Annotated in this window: 18 protein-coding genes; 10 read left to right on the forward strand and 8 right to left on the reverse strand. The window is 37.7% G+C overall.

What is annotated here, in order from left to right:
- Nucleotides 1–136 precede the first annotated feature (136 nt).
- A complete protein-coding gene (locus AAOP42_RS23740; RefSeq protein ID WP_502947638.1) occupies nt 137–298 on the forward strand; it encodes a PLD nuclease N-terminal domain-containing protein in 162 nt (53 codons plus the stop codon).
- 45 nt (nt 299–343) lie between these two features.
- On the opposite strand, the gene AAOP42_RS01920 is transcribed toward AAOP42_RS23740, so the two are convergent.
- The 5 genes from AAOP42_RS01920 to tgt all read right to left on the reverse strand — a co-directional run bounded on the left by AAOP42_RS01920 (nt 344) and on the right by tgt (nt 5,701).
- Nucleotides 344–985: a phosphatase PAP2 family protein gene (locus AAOP42_RS01920; RefSeq protein WP_349526764.1), complete on the reverse strand. Its 642-nt coding sequence runs from the start codon at nt 983–985 to the stop codon at nt 344–346.
- A gap of 91 nt (nt 986–1,076) precedes the next feature.
- On the reverse strand, nt 1,077–2,285 hold the full coding sequence (locus AAOP42_RS01925; RefSeq protein ID WP_349526765.1) for a purple acid phosphatase family protein: 1,209 nt from the start codon (nt 2,283–2,285) through the stop codon (nt 1,077–1,079).
- Between the two features lie 253 nt (nt 2,286–2,538).
- Complete coding sequence (locus AAOP42_RS01930) at nt 2,539–3,453, reverse strand: DMT family transporter (protein WP_349526766.1); 915 nt, start codon at nt 3,451–3,453, stop codon at nt 2,539–2,541.
- Between the two features lie 9 nt (nt 3,454–3,462).
- The gene (locus tag AAOP42_RS01935) at nt 3,463–4,539 is read right to left on the reverse strand and encodes an LptF/LptG family permease (RefSeq protein WP_349526767.1); all 1,077 of its coding nucleotides are present in this window, start codon (nt 4,537–4,539) and stop codon (nt 3,463–3,465) included.
- A gap of 31 nt (nt 4,540–4,570) precedes the next feature.
- Nucleotides 4,571–5,701: a tRNA guanosine(34) transglycosylase Tgt gene (gene tgt / locus AAOP42_RS01940; protein WP_349526780.1), complete on the reverse strand. Its 1,131-nt coding sequence runs from the start codon at nt 5,699–5,701 to the stop codon at nt 4,571–4,573.
- A gap of 151 nt (nt 5,702–5,852) precedes the next feature.
- Between tgt and AAOP42_RS01945 the strand changes: the two genes are divergently transcribed.
- From AAOP42_RS01945 to AAOP42_RS01965, 5 genes are all read left to right on the forward strand, one after another.
- A complete protein-coding gene (locus AAOP42_RS01945) occupies nt 5,853–6,962 on the forward strand; it encodes a glycosyltransferase (protein WP_349526768.1) in 1,110 nt (369 codons plus the stop codon).
- Nucleotides 6,953–7,561, forward strand: a complete 609-nt coding sequence (locus tag AAOP42_RS01950) for an RNA polymerase sigma factor (RefSeq protein ID WP_349526769.1) — start codon at nt 6,953–6,955, stop codon at nt 7,559–7,561. The genes AAOP42_RS01945 and AAOP42_RS01950 overlap by 10 nt, the downstream gene beginning before the upstream one ends.
- 128 nt (nt 7,562–7,689) lie before the next feature.
- On the forward strand, nt 7,690–8,316 hold the full coding sequence (gene rsmG, locus AAOP42_RS01955; RefSeq protein ID WP_349526770.1) for a 16S rRNA (guanine(527)-N(7))-methyltransferase RsmG: 627 nt from the start codon (nt 7,690–7,692) through the stop codon (nt 8,314–8,316).
- A gap of 103 nt (nt 8,317–8,419) precedes the next feature.
- A complete protein-coding gene (locus AAOP42_RS01960) occupies nt 8,420–8,665 on the forward strand; it encodes an AbrB/MazE/SpoVT family DNA-binding domain-containing protein (protein ID WP_349526771.1) in 246 nt (81 codons plus the stop codon).
- Nucleotides 8,656–8,979, forward strand: coding sequence for a type II toxin-antitoxin system PemK/MazF family toxin (locus tag AAOP42_RS01965; protein WP_349526772.1), 324 nt, complete (start codon nt 8,656–8,658; stop codon nt 8,977–8,979). Before AAOP42_RS01960 ends, AAOP42_RS01965 begins: the two co-directional genes overlap by 10 nt.
- A gap of 16 nt (nt 8,980–8,995) precedes the next feature.
- On the opposite strand, the gene AAOP42_RS01970 is transcribed toward AAOP42_RS01965, so the two are convergent.
- Both AAOP42_RS01970 and AAOP42_RS01975 read right to left on the reverse strand, forming a co-directional pair.
- On the reverse strand, nt 8,996–9,706 hold the full coding sequence (locus tag AAOP42_RS01970; RefSeq protein WP_349526773.1) for a cell division ATP-binding protein FtsE: 711 nt from the start codon (nt 9,704–9,706) through the stop codon (nt 8,996–8,998).
- A 2-nt stretch (nt 9,707–9,708) separates the two neighbouring features.
- Nucleotides 9,709–9,912, reverse strand: a complete 204-nt coding sequence (locus AAOP42_RS01975) for a fructose-6-phosphate aldolase (RefSeq protein ID WP_349526774.1) — start codon at nt 9,910–9,912, stop codon at nt 9,709–9,711.
- A gap of 292 nt (nt 9,913–10,204) precedes the next feature.
- Here AAOP42_RS01975 and AAOP42_RS01980 point away from each other — a divergent pair, with 292 nt between their 5' ends.
- The 3 genes from AAOP42_RS01980 (at nt 10,205) to AAOP42_RS01990 (ending at nt 12,984) form a co-directional block, all read left to right on the forward strand.
- Complete coding sequence (locus AAOP42_RS01980; RefSeq protein WP_349526775.1) at nt 10,205–11,212, forward strand: iron chelate uptake ABC transporter family permease subunit; 1,008 nt, start codon at nt 10,205–10,207, stop codon at nt 11,210–11,212.
- On the forward strand, nt 11,212–12,204 hold the full coding sequence (locus AAOP42_RS01985) for an ABC transporter ATP-binding protein (protein WP_349526776.1): 993 nt from the start codon (nt 11,212–11,214) through the stop codon (nt 12,202–12,204). Before AAOP42_RS01980 ends, AAOP42_RS01985 begins: the two co-directional genes overlap by 1 nt.
- Nucleotides 12,205–12,378: 174 nt before the next feature.
- On the forward strand, nt 12,379–12,984 hold the full coding sequence (locus AAOP42_RS01990; RefSeq protein ID WP_349526777.1) for a response regulator: 606 nt from the start codon (nt 12,379–12,381) through the stop codon (nt 12,982–12,984).
- Between the two features lie 5 nt (nt 12,985–12,989).
- On the opposite strand, the gene AAOP42_RS01995 is transcribed toward AAOP42_RS01990, so the two are convergent.
- A complete protein-coding gene (locus AAOP42_RS01995; RefSeq protein WP_349526778.1) occupies nt 12,990–14,978 on the reverse strand; it encodes a sensor histidine kinase in 1,989 nt (662 codons plus the stop codon).
- 433 nt (nt 14,979–15,411) lie between these two features.
- Here AAOP42_RS01995 and AAOP42_RS02000 point away from each other — a divergent pair.
- Nucleotides 15,412–24,495 (forward strand): beta strand repeat-containing protein (locus tag AAOP42_RS02000; protein ID WP_349526779.1); only part of this gene is annotated, 9,084 nt, incomplete at its 3' end.

The following is a 24,495-nucleotide window of genomic DNA, read 5'->3' on the forward strand; positions in this document are numbered from 1 at the left end:
AATTTCTTTTTGACTAACTTGACTCTGTGAAATAAAAAATACGGGTCTTGTCGATGATCTTCCTTCCTTTGATAAGCTCGTTTGTACGTTTTTTTAAGCAGGAGGGAAGTCAATCTAAACTTTCAATATTATGTCAATGATTTTGGTTCTTATCGCAGCAGCATTTGTAATATGGGCGCTGATCGATATATTTAAAAGTCGTATGGAGACAAGTAATAAAGTGCTCTGGTTTGCCGTAGTGATACTTTTTCCTCTGGTAGGTTCTGTTCTTTACTATTTTGTAGCCAGAGATAAGTAGAAATCAATTTCCAATTCTCTTTATAAATCATAGAGAGAATTGATTTTATTTGTGCTTACTATCCAGTTTGGAAAGAGGATATGAAAGCAACGCACAAGCAATGAAAAAACAAGTAACTCCTAAAAAACTTCCGGCAAATATATCCTGAACAAAATGCTGAGAAAGGTAAACCCGGGAGTAGGCTCCTATGATGGCACACACACCAAAAGTAATCTGTAGTCCTTTATTGTTTCGGAAAATGTAGGCCAGTAATATAAAAAGAGCAAATGTAGTAGCTGAATGACCCGAAGGGAATGAATGAATGTGCGCCATTTCTACATCAGGAATCAAATAGAGTACATCTTCTCCTATTACCCTTACTGGCCGTGGTGATTTAGCAAATACAATTCGCTTAAAAAACTGTACACTGGCTGGTACGAGTAGGAAAGTTACTGCTCCGGTTAAAAAATTAGTGAGTATATTTTTCCGATAAAAAATAAGAACTAGTGGAATGGCTACCGCTGGAAATATGCCATCACCAATATGGGTGTATGTTTTAAAAAACCAGTCGAAAAAGGGAGAGTGAAATTGATTGAGGAATAAATGAAGCTCTATTTTTTCGAAAGATAATATGAAAATCGAACAGGTGAAAAAAAAGAGAAGGGTTGTCAGTATAAAAGGCGACAATTCCTTGAAGAAATACTTCATATTTTACTTAGGTTGTTTGGTTTTATGAGGTGTAAATTTCCCAATTGACGTAAAGTTAGTTGAATTGTTGATCCTTCACTTTATCTAAATATTAAGACTTTAAAATATATTCTCCCACTTTATTGCCACTATCATCGATCATTTGTATTTCAAGTTTATCTTGGTTGGCCTGGAGATTTGTAATTGTTCTGGTGCCTGTTTTGGGGCCACCTCCTATTATTATAGGATATGAGTGTTCTTCGCCAGATAAATGAACACCGTATTTATGTGTGTGGCCTGATATAACCAGATCCACTTTGTATTGATCAAATAATGGGCTGAATACTTTTCTACAGTGCATGGTGCCATGCCAATCTCCGGAATAAAAAGGTGGAATGTGCATGAATACAACTTTATACTTCGCACTGGTGTATTCTGGTTTCTGCATTTCCTTTTCAAGCCATGCAGCTTGTTTTTCTCTAAAGGAATCAAAATCGACTATACCGGCATATACTTCAGCGTCATCCGGCTTGTCTTCTCCGGTATCCAGAAAAGTGAAATGTACTGGCCCCCAATTGAAAGCAAAATAATATTGATCCGTTGGGTAAGAAAAATAATTTTTTAATTCAGCTCTAAACTTTCCCCTTGTTTCATGATTTCCTCTCAACATTAGAAATGGTTTGCTCTTTGCAAATAAGTCGGCACAGGGTGTTAAAAGATTATTGATTACCTGAGCTTCATCTTCCTCATAGTCGAACATGTCACCATTGAGTAATACAAAATCAAAAGGCTTATCTCCATTGACTTTTAGCAATTCCCCAAATGAGTATGGCCTGTCATGTATGTCATTAAAAATGACACATTTGACTTCTTGTTCTTCTGCTGGTCGGGTTTTAAATGAAAATACTTCAGATTCAATAGTGGATCCATATTGCAGATCGTAGGGTTTAAAGATTGTTATTTCTTTTGAAACTACCCTATATTTATATTCTGTATTAGGTTCCAGGTTAGCTAGTTTGATGCAATTCACCCGATTGTAAGCCTTGACAAATCCATCTGAAATTGTATGAGCCTTATTTCCCAAATTCTGCTCACCAAATTGCACCCAACTGTAGGCTTGTTTATTGGTAACAAACATGATATCGACTGAAGTGGGTGTTAGCGACTGTAAATAAGGTGGTGTAAGAAAACTGTGCTCTGTTGTACTATCCTCTTCTTTGGCCAGAACTCCTGATATAGGTGCTACACCAAATGTAGCTAACGCACTTACTTTAGTCGCATTCTTTATAAATTTCCTTCTACTATTATTGCTTTCGTTCATTTCACTTTCTTAAATTGATTGTAGGTAGCAAGTACAAAACTTTTTTAAGACCTAACCTCCTAACCTGAGAAGTATAAATCGGCAAAATCTGAATTAAACATTTTACGAATTATATGTTGTGTAGAGTATGAAAAACAAAACCATCCCTTATGGGATGGTTTTCAGAAATTAGGTCAGTCTGAATTTTATATTCAAGCTTACAAGATAGGAAATATTTTAATTTTATCAAATTCCTGTCATTTGATTGGTTTCTTTAGAATGCTTTCAACGATCTTCTTCTATCGTAAGAAGATAGCACAGGATACAGCAAGACAGAGCAGAGAATTATGGCGGTACCCCAATAAAAGCTCGTTCCCATTCTTTCATCGTCTTTGAATATTATTACCGCCAGCAGGATACCATATACGGGCTCCAGATTGATAGTAAGTGTCATAGCAAAAGCTGATAATTTGTGCATCAGTTTGATAGAACTGGAATATGCGTAAACCGTACAAGCCAGAGATAAAATCAACAAACAGATGGTATCTGATAGGTTTAGTGACAATTGTATTGAGTTATCAGTAATGATAAAGCCATAGATTGGCAGGAACAATAGTACAAATAGAAAAGCACCCAGCATTTGATAAAAGCTGATCACAAAATGGTCTCTTTTTTTAACCAATCGACTATTGATTATCATAAATACGGATGCCAAAAAGCCAGATAATACAGCTATCAGGAAGCCAATGTATTGGTCAATAACAGCATCGAATACTACAGAAATACCGATGATGGCTACAATACCTAAAACTATTTCATAAATTTTAATTTTTCTCCTGGACATAATAGGATCGATGAGGCTTGTCCAAAGAGAGGAAGTGGCCATTCCGGCAAGACAAATGGATATATTAGAGACTCTGGCAGATAAAAAAAAGAGTACCCAATGAAGAGCAATTATGCTCCCTGTTCCAAAAATTGTTGCAAAGTTTTTTTTATCAATGGATAATGAAAGGCCCTTTAGTTTGATAATTACAAAGAGTGAAATACAGGTGAAAAGGGTACGGTAAAACACGATTTCTAATGACGGAATTGAAATCAATTTTCCGAGAATGGCAGTAAAACTCCATACAAATACCAGGAAATGCAGGTGAAGATAAGGCCTGAATAAAGAAGGATGGGAATCTGTCATCTCTAAAAATTATCGGGGAACAAATCGATACAGAATCAATCCGGCAATAAGTCCAATAATGTTTGGCATCCAGATAGCCAGAATGTTGTTAGAGATTGATCCGGCTTCCGCTATGGCCTTTGCAAGTACGAACATTATCAGGTAGATGAAAGCGATCAGGAAGCCGAGAGCTACTTTGAATCCGGTTCCGCCTCTTGATTTTTCGGCAGACACACTGATGCCTATCAGTGTAAGAATGATGACAGCATAGGGCAGCATGTATCTGATGTACTTTTCTATCTCATACACCTCTACTTCATCCGAACTGCGGCTCTTCAATATTGCAATGTATTCATTGAGTTCATCAATGGTAAGTGCCTCATTCAATCTGTATTTGTAAGCAAAGTCTTCAGGTTTTATATTTAACAAAGTATCCAGCTTTTCTCCGGTTTCGTATTCTTCTCCGAAATCTTTTATTGTTCTTCTATTCCAGTTTTGCAATTCCCACTTTCTTGTGAGGGTATCCCATTTCATTTTTTCGGCAGTCAATTTTTGAACCAATTCCTGTTCTTTTATTCTCTCCAGTGTTACTTTAAATGCAATATCAGAGCGGTTGTTATATCGCTGGAAATAAAGAAAGTCAGTCTCGTTGAGTTGCATGTGAACATCTCTCTCATTGAAATAGAAAGGTTTTTCAAGATATTCTACTTCAAACCCCAGCCGGATTTTATTTAGGTCGGGAAGCCACCATCCATTGAGGTAAAAACTGACAATAGCTATCATAGAAGCCCCAAGAAAATAGGGAAACATCATACGCCTGAAACTAATGCCATTTGAAAGAATGGCTATGATTTCAGTACGTACAGCCAGATTTGCTGTAACCAATACTGCTGCAATAAAAACAGTAATAGGAGTGATGAGCCCTGCAATAAAAGGGATAAAAGTCAGATAGTATTTTAAAATTTCTCTCCCGGGTACTTCATAATCTATGAATTTGTAATTTTTTTCTGTAAAATCAATAACAACTATGATAGTGACTAAGACCAAGACCACAAAGGCAAATGTGGTAAGGAATTTTTTCAATATGTACTTGTCAATTAATTTCAATTTTCTCTCTTAATATTCTATTTCAAGAATGTTACAATTTTCTCTCCAACTTCGGTAAAATGGCATTCTTCCAGGTAGAGAAAGTCCCATTTATAATATTTTTTCTTGCTTCTTTTACCAGCCAAAGGTAGAACGTAAGGTTGTGCAAACTGGCTATTTGCGCACCTAATATTTCCTTACTAATAATCAAATGCCTAAGGTATGCTTTATGATAGCTTACATCTACATAGCTCCCAAGATTAACATCTATAGGAGAGAAGTCATCTTTCCATTTTTCGTTTTTGATATTGATAATGCCTTCTGAAGTAAATAACATACCATTACGTGCATTTCTTGTAGGCATGACACAATCAAACATATCAACCCCCAAGGCTATACATTCAATGATGTTTGCTGGTGTACCAACCCCCATGAGGTATCGGGGTTTGTCTTTTGGCAATATGTTGCAAACCAGATCGGTCATTTTATACATCATTTCGGCAGGTTCACCTACGGACAATCCACCAATGGCATTGCCTTCTCGTCCAAATGAAGCAATTGCTTCAGCGGATTGCGTGCGCAAATCCTTGTAAGTGCTCCCTTGAACTATTGGAAAAAAAGTCTGGTCATAGCCATAAAGCGGCTCTGTACTATCAAATCGATCGCAGCATCTTTTCAGCCAACGGTGTGTCATGTGCATAGAATCTTCGGCATATTTTCTTTCACATGGAAAAGGAGTACATTCGTCAAAAGCCATCATAATGTCAGCTCCAATAGTGCGTTGGATATCCATTACCACTTCAGGGCTAAATACATGTCGGGAACCATCTATGTGCGACTGAAATGTAACACCTTCTTCTTTGATTTTTCGTTTTTCAGAAAGGGAATAGACCTGATAGCCACCACTGTCCGTCAGTATTGGTTTGTCCCACCCATTGAATTTATGAAGCCCTCCTGCTTCTTTGATGATGTCTAAACCTGGTCTGAGATACAAGTGATAAGTATTTCCCAAAATAATCTGAGCTTTTATATCTTCTTTGAGTTCTCTTTGTTGCACCGCTTTTACTGTACCTGCAGTACCTACAGGCATAAAAATCGGAGTTTCTATTTCTCCATGTGCTGTGGTTATTTTACCCGCTCTTGCTTTGGATTGGGCATCAGTTTTTGTTAATTCAAATTCCATATTCGCCGCAAAAATATGTCGAATCGGAACCAATTGCACAATCAATGCTATGAACAATTGGCTTTATTTTATTTATTCGTAAGTCTATGTATGGTCAATTGATGCAGAATTATATCTTTGCACGCTTTTAAAACTAACCCTGTTTTATAGAATGATTGAAATAATTTTCATCCTTTTTCTGATAGCAGCATCTGTCCAGACAATTTATTGGCTATTCTTTGCCGTAAGCATATTGAGCCATAAGTTGGATAGGGGTGTCAATGCTCAGAATGCTTCAGCTATTTCGATCATTATTTGTGCATATAATGACTTGGAAAATCTTAAAAAGCTCTTGCCCAACCTGTATCAGCAGGAGTATAGTGACTATGAAATTATTGTGGTGAATGACAAGTCTAATGATGGAACGTATGATTTTTTACTAGAGGAAAGTAAAGTCAATCCACTATTGAAGATGGTGGACATTGACCGTACACCTGATCATATCAATTCTAAAAAATATGCGATTACTCTCGGCGTGAAAGTGGCGAAGTATGAACGATTACTGTTTACAGATGCTGATTGTATTCCTGCTTCTGATCAGTGGGTAAAATCAATGGCCGATAGTTTTGAAGATAAAACTCATTTTGCTTTGGGGTATTCACAGTTCAAAAGTGAACCGGGGTTTGTCAATACTTTTAGCCGGTATGAAACTCAGATGACTGGCATGTTGTACAATTCTTTTGCCATAGCTGGTAATCCATATATGGGAGTGGGCAGAAATATGGCTTACAACAAATCCGTTTTTTTTGAGAATAACGGGTTTAATCAATTTCAGAAAATATTGGGAGGCGATGATGATTTGTTTGTCAATCAGTACGCAAATGGGGCAAACACTGAGGTTTGTCTTGGAAAGGATGCTCTGGTTTGGTCTTACAGTAAGAAAACAATCCCGGATTATTTTAAGCAAAAGTTAAGACATATTTCCGTAAGTAAATATTATAATACTAAAGATAAATTGTTACTTGGGTTGTATTCTTTAAGTCACCTTTTGTTTTGGTTTGCATTTATTATTTTAGCGGTAGCAAACTATTTTCCCGAATTTGTATTTGGAGTGTTAGCAATAAGGCTAATTTTAAATGGTTTAATTGTAAATAGTATATCTAAAAAATTTGGAGAACGTATTGTAATTTGGTCGTTACCCATAATAGATTTCGTTTATAGCGTTTATTTATTGATAATGGGTTTTGCCACACTCAGCACAAAAAAGGTTACATGGAGTTAAAAAAACAATTCTCGGAAAAAGCACTCAAGGACTTTAAATTGATCGACCATGCGGTAAATGATGGTGACGAACAATCATTTGCAGAATTAATGGACAGGTACAAGAGACCTGTGTATCACATGATTCTGAAAATGGTAAGAAATATAGATGATGCGGAAGACCTGACTATGGAAGCTTTCGCCAAGGCTTTTAAAAACCTACATAAATTCAAGAAAGACTATACGTTCAGTACCTGGCTTTTCAGGATTGCCACCAACAATGCCATTGATTTTATCAGAAAGAAGAAGCTGGATACGTTTAGCCTTAATACGTCATTCAAAGATGATGGCGGAGAGCCTGTAAATATAGATGTGGAAGACCATAACCTGAATCCACAGGAAGAAACCATCAAAGATCAGAAGATAGAATTGGTGCAAATGTTTGTGACCAAACTACCACCAAAATACCAGCGATTGGTTCGCTTGAGGTATTTTGATGAATTGTCTTATGATGAAATAGCCAAGACATTGGATGCTCCACTTGGAACAGTTAAGGCACAACTTCACCGGGCAAGGGAATTGATGTATGATTTGGTGAAGGATAAAAAGCAGCACATTTAATAAAGACTGACAAAAGGACTCAGTGATAATACTCCATCTAATGGATATATGATCAGTATATGACTTAGTAAAAGGTCGTGTAAATATGTTTTAACCTCAATTGGTTAAACGCCACATTTCAAAATCTCATGGTAGCACAAATCGTAAAGTATTTTCCTGACCTTACAGACAATCAAATCTCTCAATTTGAACGGATGGGAGCACTTTATACGGAATGGAATGCCAAAATAAACCTGGTGAGCAGGAAGGATATTGATGAGATTTATACCCGCCATATTCTACATTCTCTGGCCATTGCTAAAGTGATTGTATTTCAGCCAGGTGCAAGTGTTTTGGATGTGGGTACTGGTGGTGGTTTTCCGGGAATTCCTTTGGCTACTTTGTTTCCCGATGTGAGTTTTCATTTGGTAGATTCTATTGGAAAGAAAATAAAAGTAGTCAATCAGGTAGCAGAGGAATTAGGCCTTAAAAATGTAAAAGGTACAATAGCCAGAGCTGAAGGCCTTACTGATAAGTATGACTTTGTGGTCAGCCGGGCAGTCACCAGACTGAAGCCGTTTTATGGATGGGTAAAGGGGAAATTCAATAAAGAATTGATTCATGACGTGAAAAATGGGATATTCTATCTCAAAGGTGGAGACCTGAAAGAAGAACTGTCAGAATCAAAACTCAGGTATAAGTTATTCAACCTTCCAGATTATTTTGAAGAAGAATTTTTTGAAACGAAGAAGGTGGTGTATGTGCCTGTGCAGTAGTTTTTTGGAGACTACTCAAAATAGTAATGTATAAATTCTAAAGCCAATTTGTATCTTCTTTGTTTATTTTGTAATAACTTTGTTATTACATTAATTAGTATCAATGGAAGCTTCAATTATTCAAATAGGCAATTCAAAGGGACTCAGGTTGAATAAACAAATTCTTGAGCAGTATAATATTACAGACAAGGTTGAGGTAATTTTAGAAAAAAACAGAATCATCCTAAAGCCTGTTGCCCAACCTAGAAAAGGTTGGGATAATGCTTTTAAAAGGATGTCAGAAGTAGGTGATGACTATTTGTTAATCAATGATGTGTTTTCAGAAGAGAATTTTGACGAATGGAGTTAAACCAATATAACATAGTTTTGGTTAATTTGGATCCTACTGTAGGGAGTGAAATCAAGAAAACCAGGCCATGCGTAATTATTTCTCCGAATGAACTGAATTTTAACATAAGAACCATTACTATAGCTCCTATGACTACTAAGTCAAAAAAATATCCAACACGAGTATTGGTTCGTCACAATAAGTTAGATGGTTGGATTGTACTGGATCAAATCAGGACTATAGATAAACAAAGGATAATTCGAAAGCTGGGAGTTTTAAAATTGTCAGAGTCAGAGTCAGTTAAAAAAGTAATAAAACAGACTTTTGTTGACTAAAGTTGTTTTCAATCCATCAATAATACCCGGTCAATTCAAATTCCTCTTTTTCTGAATCCAGTATTTTTCCTGCTTCGCATTTGAGCACACGGGCGGGATAATTAGTAAGAAAAGTATGGTTATGGGTGGCCATTAGTACCGCCGTACCGCTTCTGTTTATTTCCAGAAATAGTTTGAAAATATCATCTGATACCTTTGGATCAAGATTGCCGGTAGGCTCATCGGCTATAAGGATGCTTGGTTCATTGATCAAGGCTCTGGCGATAACCACTCGTTGTTGCTCACCTCCTGAAAGCTGGTGAGGCATCTTTGAAGAAACAGCTCCCAGCCCTACACGCATGAGTACTTCGGCTAGTCTGGCTTTCATTTTAGAAGATTCTTTCCAGCCGGTAGCCTGCATCACGAATATCAGGTTTTCGGTTACCGATCGGTCATTGAACAATTGAAAATCCTGAAAAACGATCCCTATTTTACGTCGTAAGTGCGGAACTTGCTTTCGTTTGATGCCCATGATGTTGATGCCTGCTACCTCTACTTCACCAGACCGGAGGGGTAAATCGGCATATATGGTTTTTAGCAGGGATGATTTTCCACTCCCGGTACGTCCAATCAGGTAAGCAAACTCACCTTTGTCTATATTGAAGGCAATGTTGTTTAATACCACCTGATTTTCCTGATAGATATCGGCATTTTTTACACAAACAACTGGTTCCGAACTGAATTCCATAGTCAAATATTTAGTGGTTCAAGTTTTCCGTAGGATAGACTTTCAATGACCTCCGACAATTCACTTTCTTTGCCTTCAAGGCCGTACTTCTCCAATTTCTTCAAAGGCCTATCCGCCCGAAAATAAGCAACCAGGACAAAATTGTCATCCCTAAGCTGGATATAGTCTGGTATTTTGGCCTTTCCTTTTACTTTGATAATGTACATTTTAATTGGTAGAGCAAAGCATTCTTTTTGATACTAAAGTAAAATTACAAGCTTTCTTTTGGAAGAAAACAAATCTAAGAAGAAAATAAAAAGCGGATGTATGAAAGGGGAGAAAATAAAATGGCAAACCAAATATCGCACCGCTACAACCATCTACCCTTGCTGCCTTCCAACCCTGGGGGATTCGATAGGAGCTGGTCGTATCGGTTTGCCTCTGCAAAATTAAGACAATTGTAGATTAATATCTATGATCGTTTAATTATTTTCGTGAATATTTACATTGCACTGCCATTTGAAAAAACACATTCCATTATTATCCATACTTCTACTTTTGGTTTTCTTACTGAACCTGTCAATCGGGTCTGTGAAGATACCACTTGGAGATGTCTGGGATATTTTGGTGGGCAATGAGATAGAGCATTCTTCCTGGCAAAATATTATTTTGAACTTCAGGTTGCCAAGAGCTGTAGCTGCTATATTGGCAGGAATGGGACTGAGCCTGAGTGGGTTGTTTATGCAAACTTATTTTAGAAATCCTCTGGCCGGCCCATTTGTGTTGGGTATTAGTTCTGGTGCAAGTCTGGGTGTAGCCGTTGTTGTTTTGGGAGGGTTTGGTCTTTTTACATTCAGTACGGGAAATTGGGGTGTTACCGCTGGTTCTGTTGTAGGTGCTTTTTTGGTATTTTCGGTTGTGTTGTTTTTTTCAAAGAAGGTAAACAACAATACGTCACTGCTTATTATTGGTCTGATGTTTAGCAGTGCCACTTCCTCTCTCGTGAGTATATTGCAATATTTCAGTACTCCTGAGAGCATTCAGTCTTATCTGATCTGGACTTTTGGTGATTTGGGAGGGGTCACAAAGGAAGAGCTTCTGATTCTCAGCCCAATAATGGTGGTGGCAATACTACTGTCTGTATTTATGATTAAGCCTCTTAATATATTACAACTGGGGGAGGTTTATGCTAAAAATTCAGGATTGAATATCCAATCTGCCAGATATGGCATTATTTTCCTCACAGCATTGTTGGCTGGTACGATCACAGCGTTTTGTGGTCCGATTGCATTTATTGGATTGGCAGTGCCACATATTGCACGGATGGTAGTGGATACCTCAGATCACAACAAGATACTGCCTGTGACTGCTTTTTCAGGTGCAATCATTTTACTGGTTTGTGATATTGTATCCAGGTTGCCAGGGTTTACCCAAACCTTGCCACTCAATGCAGTTACTTCACTTTTTGGTGGTCCATTGGTGATTTGGCTGATCGTGAAACGTAAAAACCTTCAATCCAATTTTTGATGACACAAACAGATACAGCCATGTTATCGACTAAAAACTTATGTATTGGATACGGGAAAAAGGTCATAGGAGAAAACATAAACCTGGAAGCCCATTCGAATGAAATGGTGTGTTTATTGGGACAAAATGGAGTGGGGAAATCGACATTACTGAGGACATTGAGCAACCTGCAAGAGCCATTGGCTGGTAATGTTCTAATAGAAGGCAATGAAATCAATAACCTGAGCCATCAGGAGCTTTCACGTGTTTTGGGGATAGTAACCACAGATAAAATCGGTATTCAAAATATGACTGTCAGGGAATTGGTTTCACTAGGCAGATATCCTTATACCAATTGGTTGGGAAAGCTGGGTGCAACAGATAGAGCCAAAGTGGAAGAGTCTATAGCACTTTGCAAGGTGGATTATATTGCCGATAAAAAAATGAGTGATTTAAGTGATGGTCAAAGGCAAAAAGCCATGATTGCCAGAGTATTGGCACAAGACACCAGAATTGTTTTACTGGATGAGCCGACAGCACATTTGGACTTGATCAATCGAGCCGAAATCATGAAGTTGCTTTCGGAAATAAAAAAAAACAGATGTGTCATTATATCTACCCATGAATTGTCATTGTCTATGCAGTTTGCTGATAAGTTGTGGTTGATGAATTTTAACCAGCCGATGGAAACCGGAACCCCGGAAGACCTGGCTTTAGGGGGACAGATTAACAGATCGTTTCATGAACAGGAGTTTGAAATTGATTTACTGACAGGAAATGTACAATTTCATAATCAATCAATCAGAAAAATAAATTTGATAGGAGGGGGGGCAGCTTTTGAATGGACAAAACATGCACTCAAAAGGATTGGTTACGAATTAGATGAGTCTTCCGAAAAACTTGTTGAAGTTAAAGCCATTTCAGGGCAATTGTCATGGCGGTTTACTGTAAGTAATCATTCTGTAAGTGGTTTTACTTTAGAAGCACTTATCAAAGAATTACAAAAGCCATAGATTTTTTTGTAAAAAAAGCGTGACTTTATTCTGGGTTTTATTCATAGTTCAATAACTAAAGAAGAATCGAACGTTGAGTGGATTATAAATTTAGATGCAATTGAACGACAAATTATCAGGTTTGCATTATTTTCACAATATCTTTATCTTGAAAGGGAGGGTTAATTTAAGCTAATGAAGAAAAGGATATTTGTGGTAGAAGACGAGGTGCTCATAGCCGATGGACTTTGCAGAACATTGGATCAGCTTGGGTATGAATCTTTAGAACCAGCTCTTTCTTATAAAGAAGCAATAGAAAGGTTTGACAAAGAGGAAATGGATCTGGTTATTCTTGACATCTACCTGGGTGGTAAAAAAACAGGTATAGATGTGGCTGAATATATCAGAAGCAAATCTGATACGCCACATATCTTTTTATCCTCATATTCCGATCAGCAAACCCTTGATTTGGCTAAGCAAACTCAGCCTTATGCTTATTTGGTGAAGCCTTTCGGAAAAGAAGATGTGTTTACCGCAATAGAGGTGGCTTTCAATAATTATGAACGTCTGTCACAAAAGAAAACAATTAGTATATCGCAGGAGTATATCTCTGAAATTACACCGACTGAAAAGCTAGTGCTTCAGAAAATAAAAGAAAACCTTACATCTAAGGAAATAGCTGTTGAATTGAATATTAGTTTAAGTACGGTAAAAAACCATAGGCATAATATATGTAAAAAGCTTAAACTTCCTAATACCACACATTCCCTGCTCAACTGGGTGTTGCGCAATGATGTGTAAAACAATCAGGTCAGAGCCATGTCGTTTTCTCTATTTCGGGTTTCTGTATCCTTGAATGAGACCAGAAAAGAACATCCTGATTCGTAGCTGTATTCTATTTTACCCTGGAGTTGTTTTGCCAATCTTTGCACCAGTTTAAGTCCGGTACTTTTAGAGGTAGCCAAATCAAAGTCTGTAGCAATTCCTCTACCGTTATCTGTTACTTTTAACTCGTAACTTCCTGATTCATTTCCTTGATTGACAGATATGCTAAGTAACTTTTTCGTCTCATCAAAGCCATATTTAAAAGCGTTGGTTACCAGTTCATTGATGATTAAGCCCAATGGTATAGCTGTATCAATATCAAACGAGTGCGTAGAAGGGGCAATGGATATTTGTGGTTGCTCTTCGATTGTAAACATGTTGGATATTTCTGCAATCAATTTTTTCACGTATTCATCAAAAGGGATGTTTAAGTCGTCGTTTTGATACAAACTGTCATGGATTAGAGACATGGATTTTACCCTGCTTTTACCTTCATGTGTCAAAGCCAATGCTTTGGGGTCTTGAATATCAGTGGCTTGAATTTCCAGTAAGCTCAATATAATTTGAAAGTTGTTTTTTACCCTGTGGTTGACCTCCCGGAGTAACAATTCTTTTTCGGCCTCTCGTTTGACAATTGCATCTCGTTGTTGGGCGATAAAGTCATTCTTGATTTTAAGATTTTTTGTCTGTTTTTGTGATCGGATAAATGCGAATAAGGCTACCGTCAGTAAGAATCCGGTCAGACTCATTATTATCAGATATAACCTTGATCTTTCCTGTTCATGCTTTACATCCAACTCTTTTTCTTTTACTGCAAGTTTGGTTTCATAATTAGCAAGATTTTCTGATAATTCTTGTGAATAGACCTTTTTATTGACGGCTACTGCTCTGCTTTGATAGTTCAAAGCATCTTTGTATAAACCTTCATTTGCTAAGGCTTTGGCACTTTGTCTTAGTACATGATAGTAGTCGTTTAGGTTTAACACATTTTCAGACAGAAGCATTATTTTATCACAAAACCCAGGCAGATCATTCACTTCAAATTTTTTATAGATGATTTCCTTGTATGGAGAGTCTGGTGGAAGGGTACTTAAAAACTGGGCGTAAAGATTATAACTCAATGTAGTTGCGCCGGGAGCATTATACATCTCATCTAAAAGTTCTATAACTTGTTCATCATATCCTCCTTTATAAACCAGTGCATTAATAAGGTGAGACAAAGTACCAGTATAATATGGACTTTTTACTGCCTGTAGCTTGTCCAATTCGTAAGACTCTTCACTTACTGCTATGTATTCGTCAAGTTTCCCTTCTCGCTGCAAGAAATCACTTAGATGGTAAAGAGACAATATAATCATACTGGTATCATTCATTGCTCTGGCTGTTTTTTCGTTTTTAAGGCAAATGGCTTTGCCAACTTTAATATTGCCTTGTATTTCAGCCATTATTATCTCATGGGTACTTGCCAATATTTCTGCTCTTTTTGTGTCAGGGGCGTTTTTGTCGAATTGAGATATGTATTTTGTGAGAGAGTCATTTTGTATGCTTGCCTCTCTTAAAACAAGTAGTTCATTGGCAAGATTTCTTATTTGTAACCACTTGATATAAACAAAGTCCATATTGATTTCACCAGTCTTATCTGGCATTTTTACATTATGTTGGATGAACTTGTCAAGTTGGCGAAAGTTGTTGGCCTCCCTTTCTTTTATTGCTTCTATGAAAGCAAGGTAGTCAGCATAGCTAGCCATACCAGGCTGGCACAGTCTGGATAATACATTTGTGTAGTTACTACTTGTATTTACAGATTTCACAACCAATAGTGCAGAATCAAACCGCAATGAGAGTAAATGATCCTCTATTTGAGTGATTGTGATTTCTAAGGAATCTTTCTTTTGAGTGTGAGATTGAGCATATAGGTTTCCACATAAAAATAAAAAGAACATGGAAATACGGTTGACAAAGCAATTCATTGGTGTAGTATTTAATCGCAATATAAACGTCAATAAACACAAACATACCTATAACAGTATTTCAAAATAAGCATTTGGTCTATAAAACCCTTTTTCATTTCTGAAAAATATAATGCTTGCTATGAATTTTTAATAAGAATTAAGTGTAATAAAATATGTCTTGTGAGTTTTAAATATAGACCTTAGGGTCTATTGACAATGTGTTAAATACTGACTCTTTTTGTCTATAATATAAAATGTAGAAAAAGGTTTTTGATGATAGCTGGTTATTTGGCGTGTTGAGTGGTTGTTACTTGAGTTTTGACTGTTGTTTCTTGTAACTCCACTCACCGCCAAATATTGCATATTCGCAGGAGAAATTATCAAATTTTGTGGGAATAGTTTATTTTGCACCTTTAAATGCTGCTTATTAAATACGAACTTGAATATAGCTATGAGAATCTGTAAAGTTTTTGAATACATTTCGTATATCCGGTTTATATGGATTTTCTTTTTACTTGGAACGGTTTTAATTACAGAGAGTAAGGCTCAATCACCCGGTGGTGTGTCTTCCAGCTTACAATTATGGCTGAATGCAGGTGATCTGGATGCTGATGGAATAGTAGAAGGTTCTTCTGAAGCAGGCCTAAGTTCCGGAGCGATTCAAACTTGGGCTGATAGAAGTGGTGGTGCCAGAAACCTTACTCAAGGAACACCAGGTAACCGTCCATTATACATTACTACAGGAAACCAACGGATAAACTACAATGCGGTTGTGTCATTTGACGATGTGGATGACTACCTGACATATACACCAGCATCAAGTTCTGTATCACAATTTTCACTTTTCATTGTGGCTGATTTGCCTATTTTAGATGGAGAAAACGATGGTATCTTTAACAATGGGACATCTGGAACAGCAAGTTTCGATTTTTTAAATGATGATCAATTTGGTACTGAATGGTATTATTACCGGGATGATGACAATTTAGGTTTTGGAAACAACTCAAATACAGGATTGCCCCAATTACTTGGGCTGACTTCTTCGAATGCAACAGATCCTCTGGTATCTGCTCTTATTAATGGCTCTTCTATAGGGTCAAACAACACAGGCTCAACAAGAGAAGGACAAACTTTTGCCAGATATGAGCTGGGCAGAAGGAGAAATGCCGCTGGCCCGCTTGATGGTGAGATTGCTGAAGTCATCATTTATTTTGATGCGCTTACGGGAACAAATCTTCAAAAAGTCCAGTCTTATTTGGGTGCAAAGTATGGCATAACGCTTTCCATCAATTATTTGGCAAGTGATGGTACAACCATATTTTTTGACAGATCAGAAGCATCTTCAGGATTCAATAACGATATAGCGGGCATTGGGCGCGATGATTCCGGAGGTAGTGCTAATTCAGTATTTAATCAGACTAAGTCACAAAGCGTTAATACGGATGCAATAGTTACTATGGCTCTTACTGACAATGGAGGCACATTTGCCAGCCCTAATAATTTCACGGCTAATTCGTCTTTTATTTTTTGGGGAAATGATAACGACAATAATGGAACAATAGAAGAAATTTCATCTGAATTATCAGCAAATGTAGATACCCGGATAGATAGGGAATGGAGAATCCAGGAAAATGGTACCGTTGGAAATGTAGATATAGAAATTGACTTGAGTGGCATTACGATTACAGGTACTACGGCTTCTGATTTTTTATTATTAATAGATGGTGACAATGATGGTAATGATGATTTTTCTACTGAATCTGTTACTACTATTGCTGCATCTTCATTCAATTCGGGAGTTGTTTCCTTTTCTGGAATAGATTTTCAGGATGGTGATGTATTTACCATAGCTACCTCATACACCAATCCTCCCCCAACACTTGATTTGGATCTTTCAGCAGGAGGTACTGGTTATAATCCCATTTTTCTAAATACTGATGCCAATGTATCAATTGCTGATTCAGATATTACAATTACTGATTCTAACGACCTTAACCTACAAAGTGCCACTATAATATTGACAAACCGACCTGATGGAGTAAATGAAGGGTTAAGCGTTTTGGGTTCATTGCCTGGTTCACTTTCTATTTCGAATGAATATGACGATTCTGATGGTGTATTGGAAATATCAGGAGTAGGAACAATAGCGGATTATGAAACTGCCATTCAACAAATTGCATATTTTAATTCTTCTATCAATGATGTCTCAGATAGGACAATAACTGTGGTAGTTAATGATGGAAATAGTGATAGTAATGTTGCTACCGCTACAATTGACATTCGAATGATTCCCACTTTAGACCTGGATACGGATGATTCTAATGCTTTGGGGCAAGATTATGCGGTTACTATTGATTTAAGTACAAACGATATTGCTATTTCAGATACTGATGTATCTATTACAGATCTGGATGATACAAATATCGAGACAGTCACCATTACACTAACCAATCGTCCTGATGGGAATGGCAATGAAAGTCTTAGTTTAGTAGGGGGACTGCCTTCTGGTATTACTGAAACTCCTTATGTGTCATCAACTGGTGTGTTGGTTTTAACCGGACCATCTTCACTCTCTAATTTTGAAACTGCTATTGAAAGTGTGGCCTATAACAATTCTGTTGCGTCTGACAACAGTAGTCGTATAATTACTTTTGTAATTAATGATGGTGATAATGATGGTACTACTGCAACGAGTAGAATAAACTCTACCTCTGTTCCAAGCCTTGATTTGGATTTATCAGAAGCAGGAAATGATTTTACAGCTTATTTTCAAGTAGGAAAAGGAGGAATATCAGTTGTTGATACAGATGTAACGATATCGGATCAACATGACCTGACCATGCGAAGTGCCACTTTTGTGATATCAAGTGCTATATTTAATGGCTCCAATGAAACATTGGGAATAAATGGAACACTTCCTAATGGAATTACTGTAACCTATCCTTATAACAGTACTGATAAAACCATTGTGATTTCCGGATTGGCAACCATTGAAGATTACCAGACTGCAATGCAACAAGTGGTTTACAACAATGCATCAATCAATCCAAACAATAGTGACAGACAAATAACAATTACTGTAAATGATGGTAATGATGATAGTAATAGTACTGTTGCAACCATAAAGGTCAAATTTCCTCCAACCCTGAGTACTACAGGGCCGGCAGAGACTACTACAGAGGAAACAGAAGTGGAAATAGATTTTTTAGAAATAAGTGCCAATGCTGATGAAGATGATGCTGATGGAGAGGTTGTGGCCTTTGTCGTAAAAAGTGTTACTACCGGTACTCTGAGAATAGGTGCAACCGAAGCAACTGCCACAGCTTATGCCACAGGTACAAATGACGTAGTTAGCTCGGAGTTAGGTCTAAAGGCTTTCTGGACTCCACCGACAAATTCAAGTGGTACATTGTCTGCATTTTCCATTCTGGCTAAAGATAATGAAGGGTTTTTGTCTGTAGGAGAAGTGATAGTACCAGTAATTGTAAATGAAATTAATGATTTACCTGTAGCCAATGATGATTTGGGTAGTACAAATGAGGCGACAGCTATAACCCTTTCAAAAATAACAGATAATGATACCGACGAAGATGGAACTATTGATCCAACTACTATTATTTTGATTGATCCTGGTAATTTTTTAAATACAGGTGATAAATACAATCCTCTGGTTATTGCCGGAGAGGGTACATATTCTGTAAATGAAGATGGAGATTTAACTTTTACGCCTGATATTTCTTTCATTGGATCTGCTCAGGTCAAATATACCGTAAAAGACAATGATCAGGATACCTCCAATGAAGCGTTAGTTTCTATTACAGTATCTGCAAATGATGCTCCTGGCATTGACATAGATGCAGACGATGGATCGAGTCTTACTGGTGCCGATTACAAATCAAGTTTCTTAGATGGTTCAGTTGGTGATATAGTAGTAGATTCAGATGTAATTATTACCGATGAGGATGATACTCATCTCGAAAGTGTTACCATAGTATTGACCAATAGGCCTGATGGAATTAATGAAGGTTTGGCTGTAGATGGTACATTACCACCGGGAATTACAGTAACAGATCCATATTCTGATTCTGATGGTAAAATTGTACTGAGTGGATCGGGTGAATTAGATGATTATCAAAATGTCTTGAAAATTATCCGTTACACCAATGTGTCAAATACTCCTGATCTTACTGAACGGGTAATTGAAATAACTGTAAATGACGGAACATCTGATAGTAATCTGGCAACATCTTATTTGTCAATAGGATGTACTTCTTATCCGCAATATACTTTCGATGAAGCTACAACCATCAATTTGGAATCTGGCTCTGCTGGTGCTGTAGGAGCAGTATATCGTTTTCATGATATTGACAGAGGAGTTAATTCTTTAGACGCTTTAGTAGAACTTACTGCTATTGTAAATTGTACGCTTGTGGATGTGGACGACAATTCAGGAAATGTAGAGTCATTCCGTCCATTAATTGATTGGAGTGGATCTGGTACAATTATGTATGTTGACTGGAAAATAACTCTGGTTACTGCGGGAACCTCAACTCCCATAAATGTTTCTAATATAGCCATTATTGGCGCAGATGTGGATGGCTATACTACATGCAGGGATTTTGTTGGCTATTTGGATAGCCCGGGTGTTACCTTAGAAGAAGAAAACAACATCACCCGGGATTTTACCGACCCTTTTACAACATTTGAATCTTCGAATGACAATGATGTAACACCAGGTGATCCGAATGAACCTCTTCATACCGTATATGGTACTTTTGAAAACACTTCAGTATTTGAAGTAAGAGGGGGTACTATTAGTCCGGCAGGAGATGATGATGGAGAAAGGTTGGTGGAATTTGACCTGTATAATACATGTTTTTTCAGTAACTATGAGACCCCAAAAACGACTCCCAATAGTGCAAGTAAGACCATAGTGATCAATGAAGACGAAACATTTGATTTTTCTGATGTTGATTTTTCATTTTCGGATGCAGATGGAGACGAGTTTGATGCGATTGTTATTAAAGAAAGACCAGCAGATGGTACTTTGAAGTATAACGGCAATCCTGTGACACAAACAAATGTGAACAATGGAACACAATATGGAAGCAGAACCAGCTTTTCATTCGTACCGGATCAGGATGAAAATGGCAATCCATATACATACTTTATATTTCAGGTAAAAGATGATTCAGAGCATCCGGATACAGAATTTGCAGCATTGGTAGATACTATTACCTTCAAAATAATTCCAATTAATGATGCCCCTGTAGCTGTAGATGATTCTTACACGGTTTTAGAAGGTGGCTTACTGGTTGTAAGCGATATTGATGGAACGGCTACTGGTTCAGATCCAAGTGATGATGGTGTACTGGTACAAGGAGTGGATATTGATGCAGATGGAGATGTTTTGGAAGTTACAGGTCTTTCCACGCCTGCTAATAATGGAGCTGAATTTGTTTTAAACAACAATGGTACGTTCTCATATCTACACGACGGAACCGAAACTACCACTGATACTTTTGATTATGAAATAAGTGATGGAAATGGAGAAACCGACATAGCGACTGTAACAATCACTATTATTCCGGTCAACGATCCTCCGGTTATAGATTTGGATGCAAATAATAGTTCGGGAGCGGTCTCATCAAATTATTATACCGGGTTTGTCGAAGGGGGAGATCCTGTAGCCATAGCGGATATTGACGATTCTATTATTGATGTTGACGATACCAATATTGAAAGTGTGACTATTGTTTTGACCAACAGACCCGACGGAGCGAATGAATCGTTAACAGTTGATGGTTCGGTTGATTTAACTGGTTTTACAAATTCAGGGTACAATCCAAGCACAGGTCAAATTACAATTACTGGCTCAGGTACATTGGCTAAGTACGAAGAAATCATAAGGAATATTTTGTATGAAAATATAGCAGTTGATCCTGATGTAGCGGATAGAAATATTACAGTTGTTATCAATGATGGAGATGAGGATAGCAATACAGCAACAGCAAACGTAACTGTAAGTACTGATGATGATTTTGACAGGGATGGAGTACCGGATGTGGATGACCTTGATGATGATAATGATGGTATTCCTGATGCATATGAATTTTGTACTCAGGGAGGTTTTGCTTGTTTGCCAGGTGGGTTCGATCCAAGTGGTGATGAAGATAGTGATGGAACTCCAAACTATTTGGATCCACAAGTTACCGGATTAGGAAGCTGTACTATTACTGGCAATAGCCCTCTGTGTGACGAATATGATACTGATGATGATGGTATTCCCAACCATTTGGATTTGAATTCCGATGGAGACAGTTGTTCTGATGCGTATGAAGCTGGTCATGGCCTTACTGTGCTTACAGGTGGAATCATTGCAGGGCCTTATGGTGCAAATGGACTGGCAAATTCAATTGAGATTACAGTAGAATCCGGGATAATTAATTTTACTGTTTCAGAATCAGAGTCAAATACTTTTGATGCGCAAAACAATGCTTTTAACGCATGTGTCCCAACACTTGATTTGGATGACAACAACTCTACAGATAACGGAGCAGATTACCTTACTTCATTTACAGAAGGGGGAATTGATATCAGAATTTCGGATTTTGATTGTATTATTTTGGATGCCAATGACGTAAATATTGAAAAGGTTACTGTAATACTGACAAATAGACCTGATGGGCCGGATGAAGGGTTAAGTATTGAAGGAACTTTACCTCCTGGCATATCTGTAATCGATCCTTATAACAATTCTGATGGACAGTTGGTGTTGATTGGATCTGCTGCTCTTTCAAGTTATCAGGCTGCTATTGAACAGATTGTTTACAACAATTCCTCAACAAACCCTGACAATACTCAACGGGTAATTACTGTAGTAGTCAACGATGGAGATAGCGATAGCAATATTGGTACAGGCCGTATAAATGTATCGGCTACAAATGCTGATCCGGTTGCAATCAATGACACTAATGCTATTACTGAAGGTACGGCTAGTGTCAATCAATCCGTAGGTTCCGGACAACTAGATGCCAATGACATTGATACAGATGGAGATGTTTTAACCATTGTGGATATTGATGGAGAAACAAACACTGGAATTAATGTTACAGGTACTTATGGTAGTTTAGATTGGGCTTCAGATGGTTCTTATACTTACTATTTGACCAACTCATTAGTAAATCACCTTGCTGAAGGTGAAACCGTTCAGGAGGTATTTACATATAGAGTTTCTGATGGAATAGGTACGGATCAGGGTTTATTGACCATTACCATTACTGGTAGCAATGACAATCCTGTGGCAGCAGATGATATTAATCAGATAAACAACACAGATGATGATACGGTAAATGAAACGGATGGTAGTGGTACTTTGATTAGCAACGATACAGATGTTGATGGTGATGGTTTAAATGTTGCTTCTATGCGAAGGTTAAATACTCCTGCCGGAACTGTTGAAAATGATCCGGGAAATAATGTTGTTGGACAATATGGAACTATTAACTGGGAAACAAACGGCACCTATATATATGATTTGGATGAAGGAAATGGAAGTGTCTCAGGTTTAGGAGTTGGGCAAACTTTGACAGAAGTATTCGAATACGTTGTATCTGATGCCAATGGAACAGATACCGGATTATTGACAATTACTATTACAGGAGGTAATGCTGAAGTAAGGATAGTTGCGACTGACAATCAGGGAGCAGAACCTGGTGCCAACGATGGAGAATATACGATATCATTATATGATGGTGGTGGCTCGTTACTTAATGCTCCAAGCAATCTCAATATTAACTACTCAGTAAGTGGAACAGCAAATTCTGGAACCGACTTTGTTGCCTTAACAGGATCAGCAACTATAGCAACAGGTACCAGTTCTGTTACCATTCCTTTAGATGTACTGGATGATGCCTTCGCAGAATGTTCTGATGAAACGGTGATTGTGACCTTGCTAGGAACATCTGATATTGAAATAGGTTCACCTTCTGTTGCTACTGTTACTATTTTGGACGATGAAGACATTTCTCCAACCATTTCTATTTCTGATATTTGTTCGGGAGATGATGCTGTAGTGTCCATATCCGGGGCGACAGAGTTACCTAATGGGACTTATGATTTTGACTATACTGTTACAGATGTTGGTTCTTTTACTGCCACCAATGTAAATATTACAAGTGGAGCAGGAACTTTCTTGGTTTCTGGTTTGGCCAATGGGACAATAGAAATTGAAGTAACAGGTACAGCTAGTCCATGTAGTATAATGGTAAGTGACAGTGCACCTGTTACTTTTGAAGTAAACACCGGATCTACTTCAGCTGAGATTAGTGGAACGACTGCAATTTGTAAAGGAGAAAGTATAGATTTAGCAGTTGTAATTTCCGGAGGATCCTGGCCTTATGCAGTAACTTTAAGTAATGGAATTACTTATAGCTTATATGATGGAGGAGATTCTGATGATAACAAAATTTCTGTTACACCTGTCAACACTACTGCTTATACTATTTTAAATGTTACTGATGCAAATGGTTGTTCAGGAACTGGGAATACTGGTACGGCAACTATCACCGTAAATAGGGGATCAACCGCTGCTACGGTTAGTGGAGCCACAAGTATTTGTCTTGGAGAAAGTACCAATCTAACTGTTGCTATTACAGGGGGAACAAGCCCATATACAGTAGTATTAAATGGTGTGACTGATCCTATAACGAACTATACTACTAATGCAAATATTCCTGTTTCACCTATAGTCACCACATCCTATACAATAGCAAGTATTACAGATGCAAATGGATGTACTGGGACTGGAAATGCTGCAACAGCAACTGTGACAATAGTTACAGATCAAACAATTGATTCTCAACCATCCGATGTTACGGTGTGTGAGAATGAAACGGCAATACTTTCAGTAATTGCAAGTGGAGCCGTTGGCAATTTGACTTACCAATGGCAGGAATCCGATGATGATGGATCTGCTGATGCTTGGGTAAATGCTATTGGGGGGAGTGGTTCATCAACGGCAAGCTATACTGCTCCTACAAGCTCTAGCGGTATTTTATATTATCGGGTATTAGTTGGTGATGACGATCCCGATTCTTGTGATCCTATTGCTAGTGAAAGTGCTAGAGTAGAAGTATATCCGTTACCAATTGCCGGAGCAATCACTGGGCTAAATGAGGTGTTTGTCGGTAATAATATTACGTTAACATCTAATGAAAGTGGAGGTACTGTTCCGTTGGACGTTACATGGGTAAGTTCCAATACTTCTGTAGCTACCATAGACAATTCTGGTGTATTGACAGGAGTAGCGTCTGGTTCTACAAATATCACTTATGTTATCGCAGATTCGGAAACATGTGGTGCTACATCAGCTATTCATGTCGTAACGGTTAATACACAGACTGATCTGTCGATTGTTAAGACAGCAAGTGATGCTACACCTAACGTAGGGGATAATGTAACCTTTACCTTGACAGTGACCAACAACGGCCCAAGTGATGCCACAGGTTTTACAGTAGAAGATATATTGCCAAGT

The sequence above is a fragment of the Reichenbachiella sp. MALMAid0571 genome, from assembly GCF_040151475.1.
Classification (GTDB): domain Bacteria; phylum Bacteroidota; class Bacteroidia; order Cytophagales; family Cyclobacteriaceae; genus CAXBNB01.

Coding starts and splice junctions, on each gene's coding strand:
- AAOP42_RS23740 (WP_502947638.1), top strand. CDS start 137: ATGATTTTGGTTCTTATCGCAGCAGCATTTGTAATATGGGCGCTGATC.
- AAOP42_RS01920 (WP_349526764.1), bottom strand. CDS start 985: ATGAAGTATTTCTTCAAGGAATTGTCGCCTTTTATACTGACAACCCTT.
- AAOP42_RS01925 (WP_349526765.1), bottom strand. CDS start 2,285: ATGAACGAAAGCAATAATAGTAGAAGGAAATTTATAAAGAATGCGACT.
- AAOP42_RS01930 (WP_349526766.1), bottom strand. CDS start 3,453: ATGACAGATTCCCATCCTTCTTTATTCAGGCCTTATCTTCACCTGCAT.
- tgt (WP_349526780.1), bottom strand. CDS start 5,701: ATGGAATTTGAATTAACAAAAACTGATGCCCAATCCAAAGCAAGAGCG.
- AAOP42_RS01945 (WP_349526768.1), top strand. CDS start 5,853: ATGATTGAAATAATTTTCATCCTTTTTCTGATAGCAGCATCTGTCCAG.
- AAOP42_RS01950 (WP_349526769.1), top strand. CDS start 6,953: ATGGAGTTAAAAAAACAATTCTCGGAAAAAGCACTCAAGGACTTTAAA.
- rsmG (WP_349526770.1), top strand. CDS start 7,690: ATGGTAGCACAAATCGTAAAGTATTTTCCTGACCTTACAGACAATCAA.
- AAOP42_RS01960 (WP_349526771.1), top strand. CDS start 8,420: ATGGAAGCTTCAATTATTCAAATAGGCAATTCAAAGGGACTCAGGTTG.
- AAOP42_RS01965 (WP_349526772.1), top strand. CDS start 8,656: ATGGAGTTAAACCAATATAACATAGTTTTGGTTAATTTGGATCCTACT.
- AAOP42_RS01970 (WP_349526773.1), bottom strand. CDS start 9,706: ATGGAATTCAGTTCGGAACCAGTTGTTTGTGTAAAAAATGCCGATATC.
- AAOP42_RS01975 (WP_349526774.1), bottom strand. CDS start 9,912: ATGTACATTATCAAAGTAAAAGGAAAGGCCAAAATACCAGACTATATC.
- AAOP42_RS01985 (WP_349526776.1), top strand. CDS start 11,212: ATGACACAAACAGATACAGCCATGTTATCGACTAAAAACTTATGTATT.
- AAOP42_RS01990 (WP_349526777.1), top strand. CDS start 12,379: ATGAAGAAAAGGATATTTGTGGTAGAAGACGAGGTGCTCATAGCCGAT.
- AAOP42_RS01995 (WP_349526778.1), bottom strand. CDS start 14,978: ATGAATTGCTTTGTCAACCGTATTTCCATGTTCTTTTTATTTTTATGT.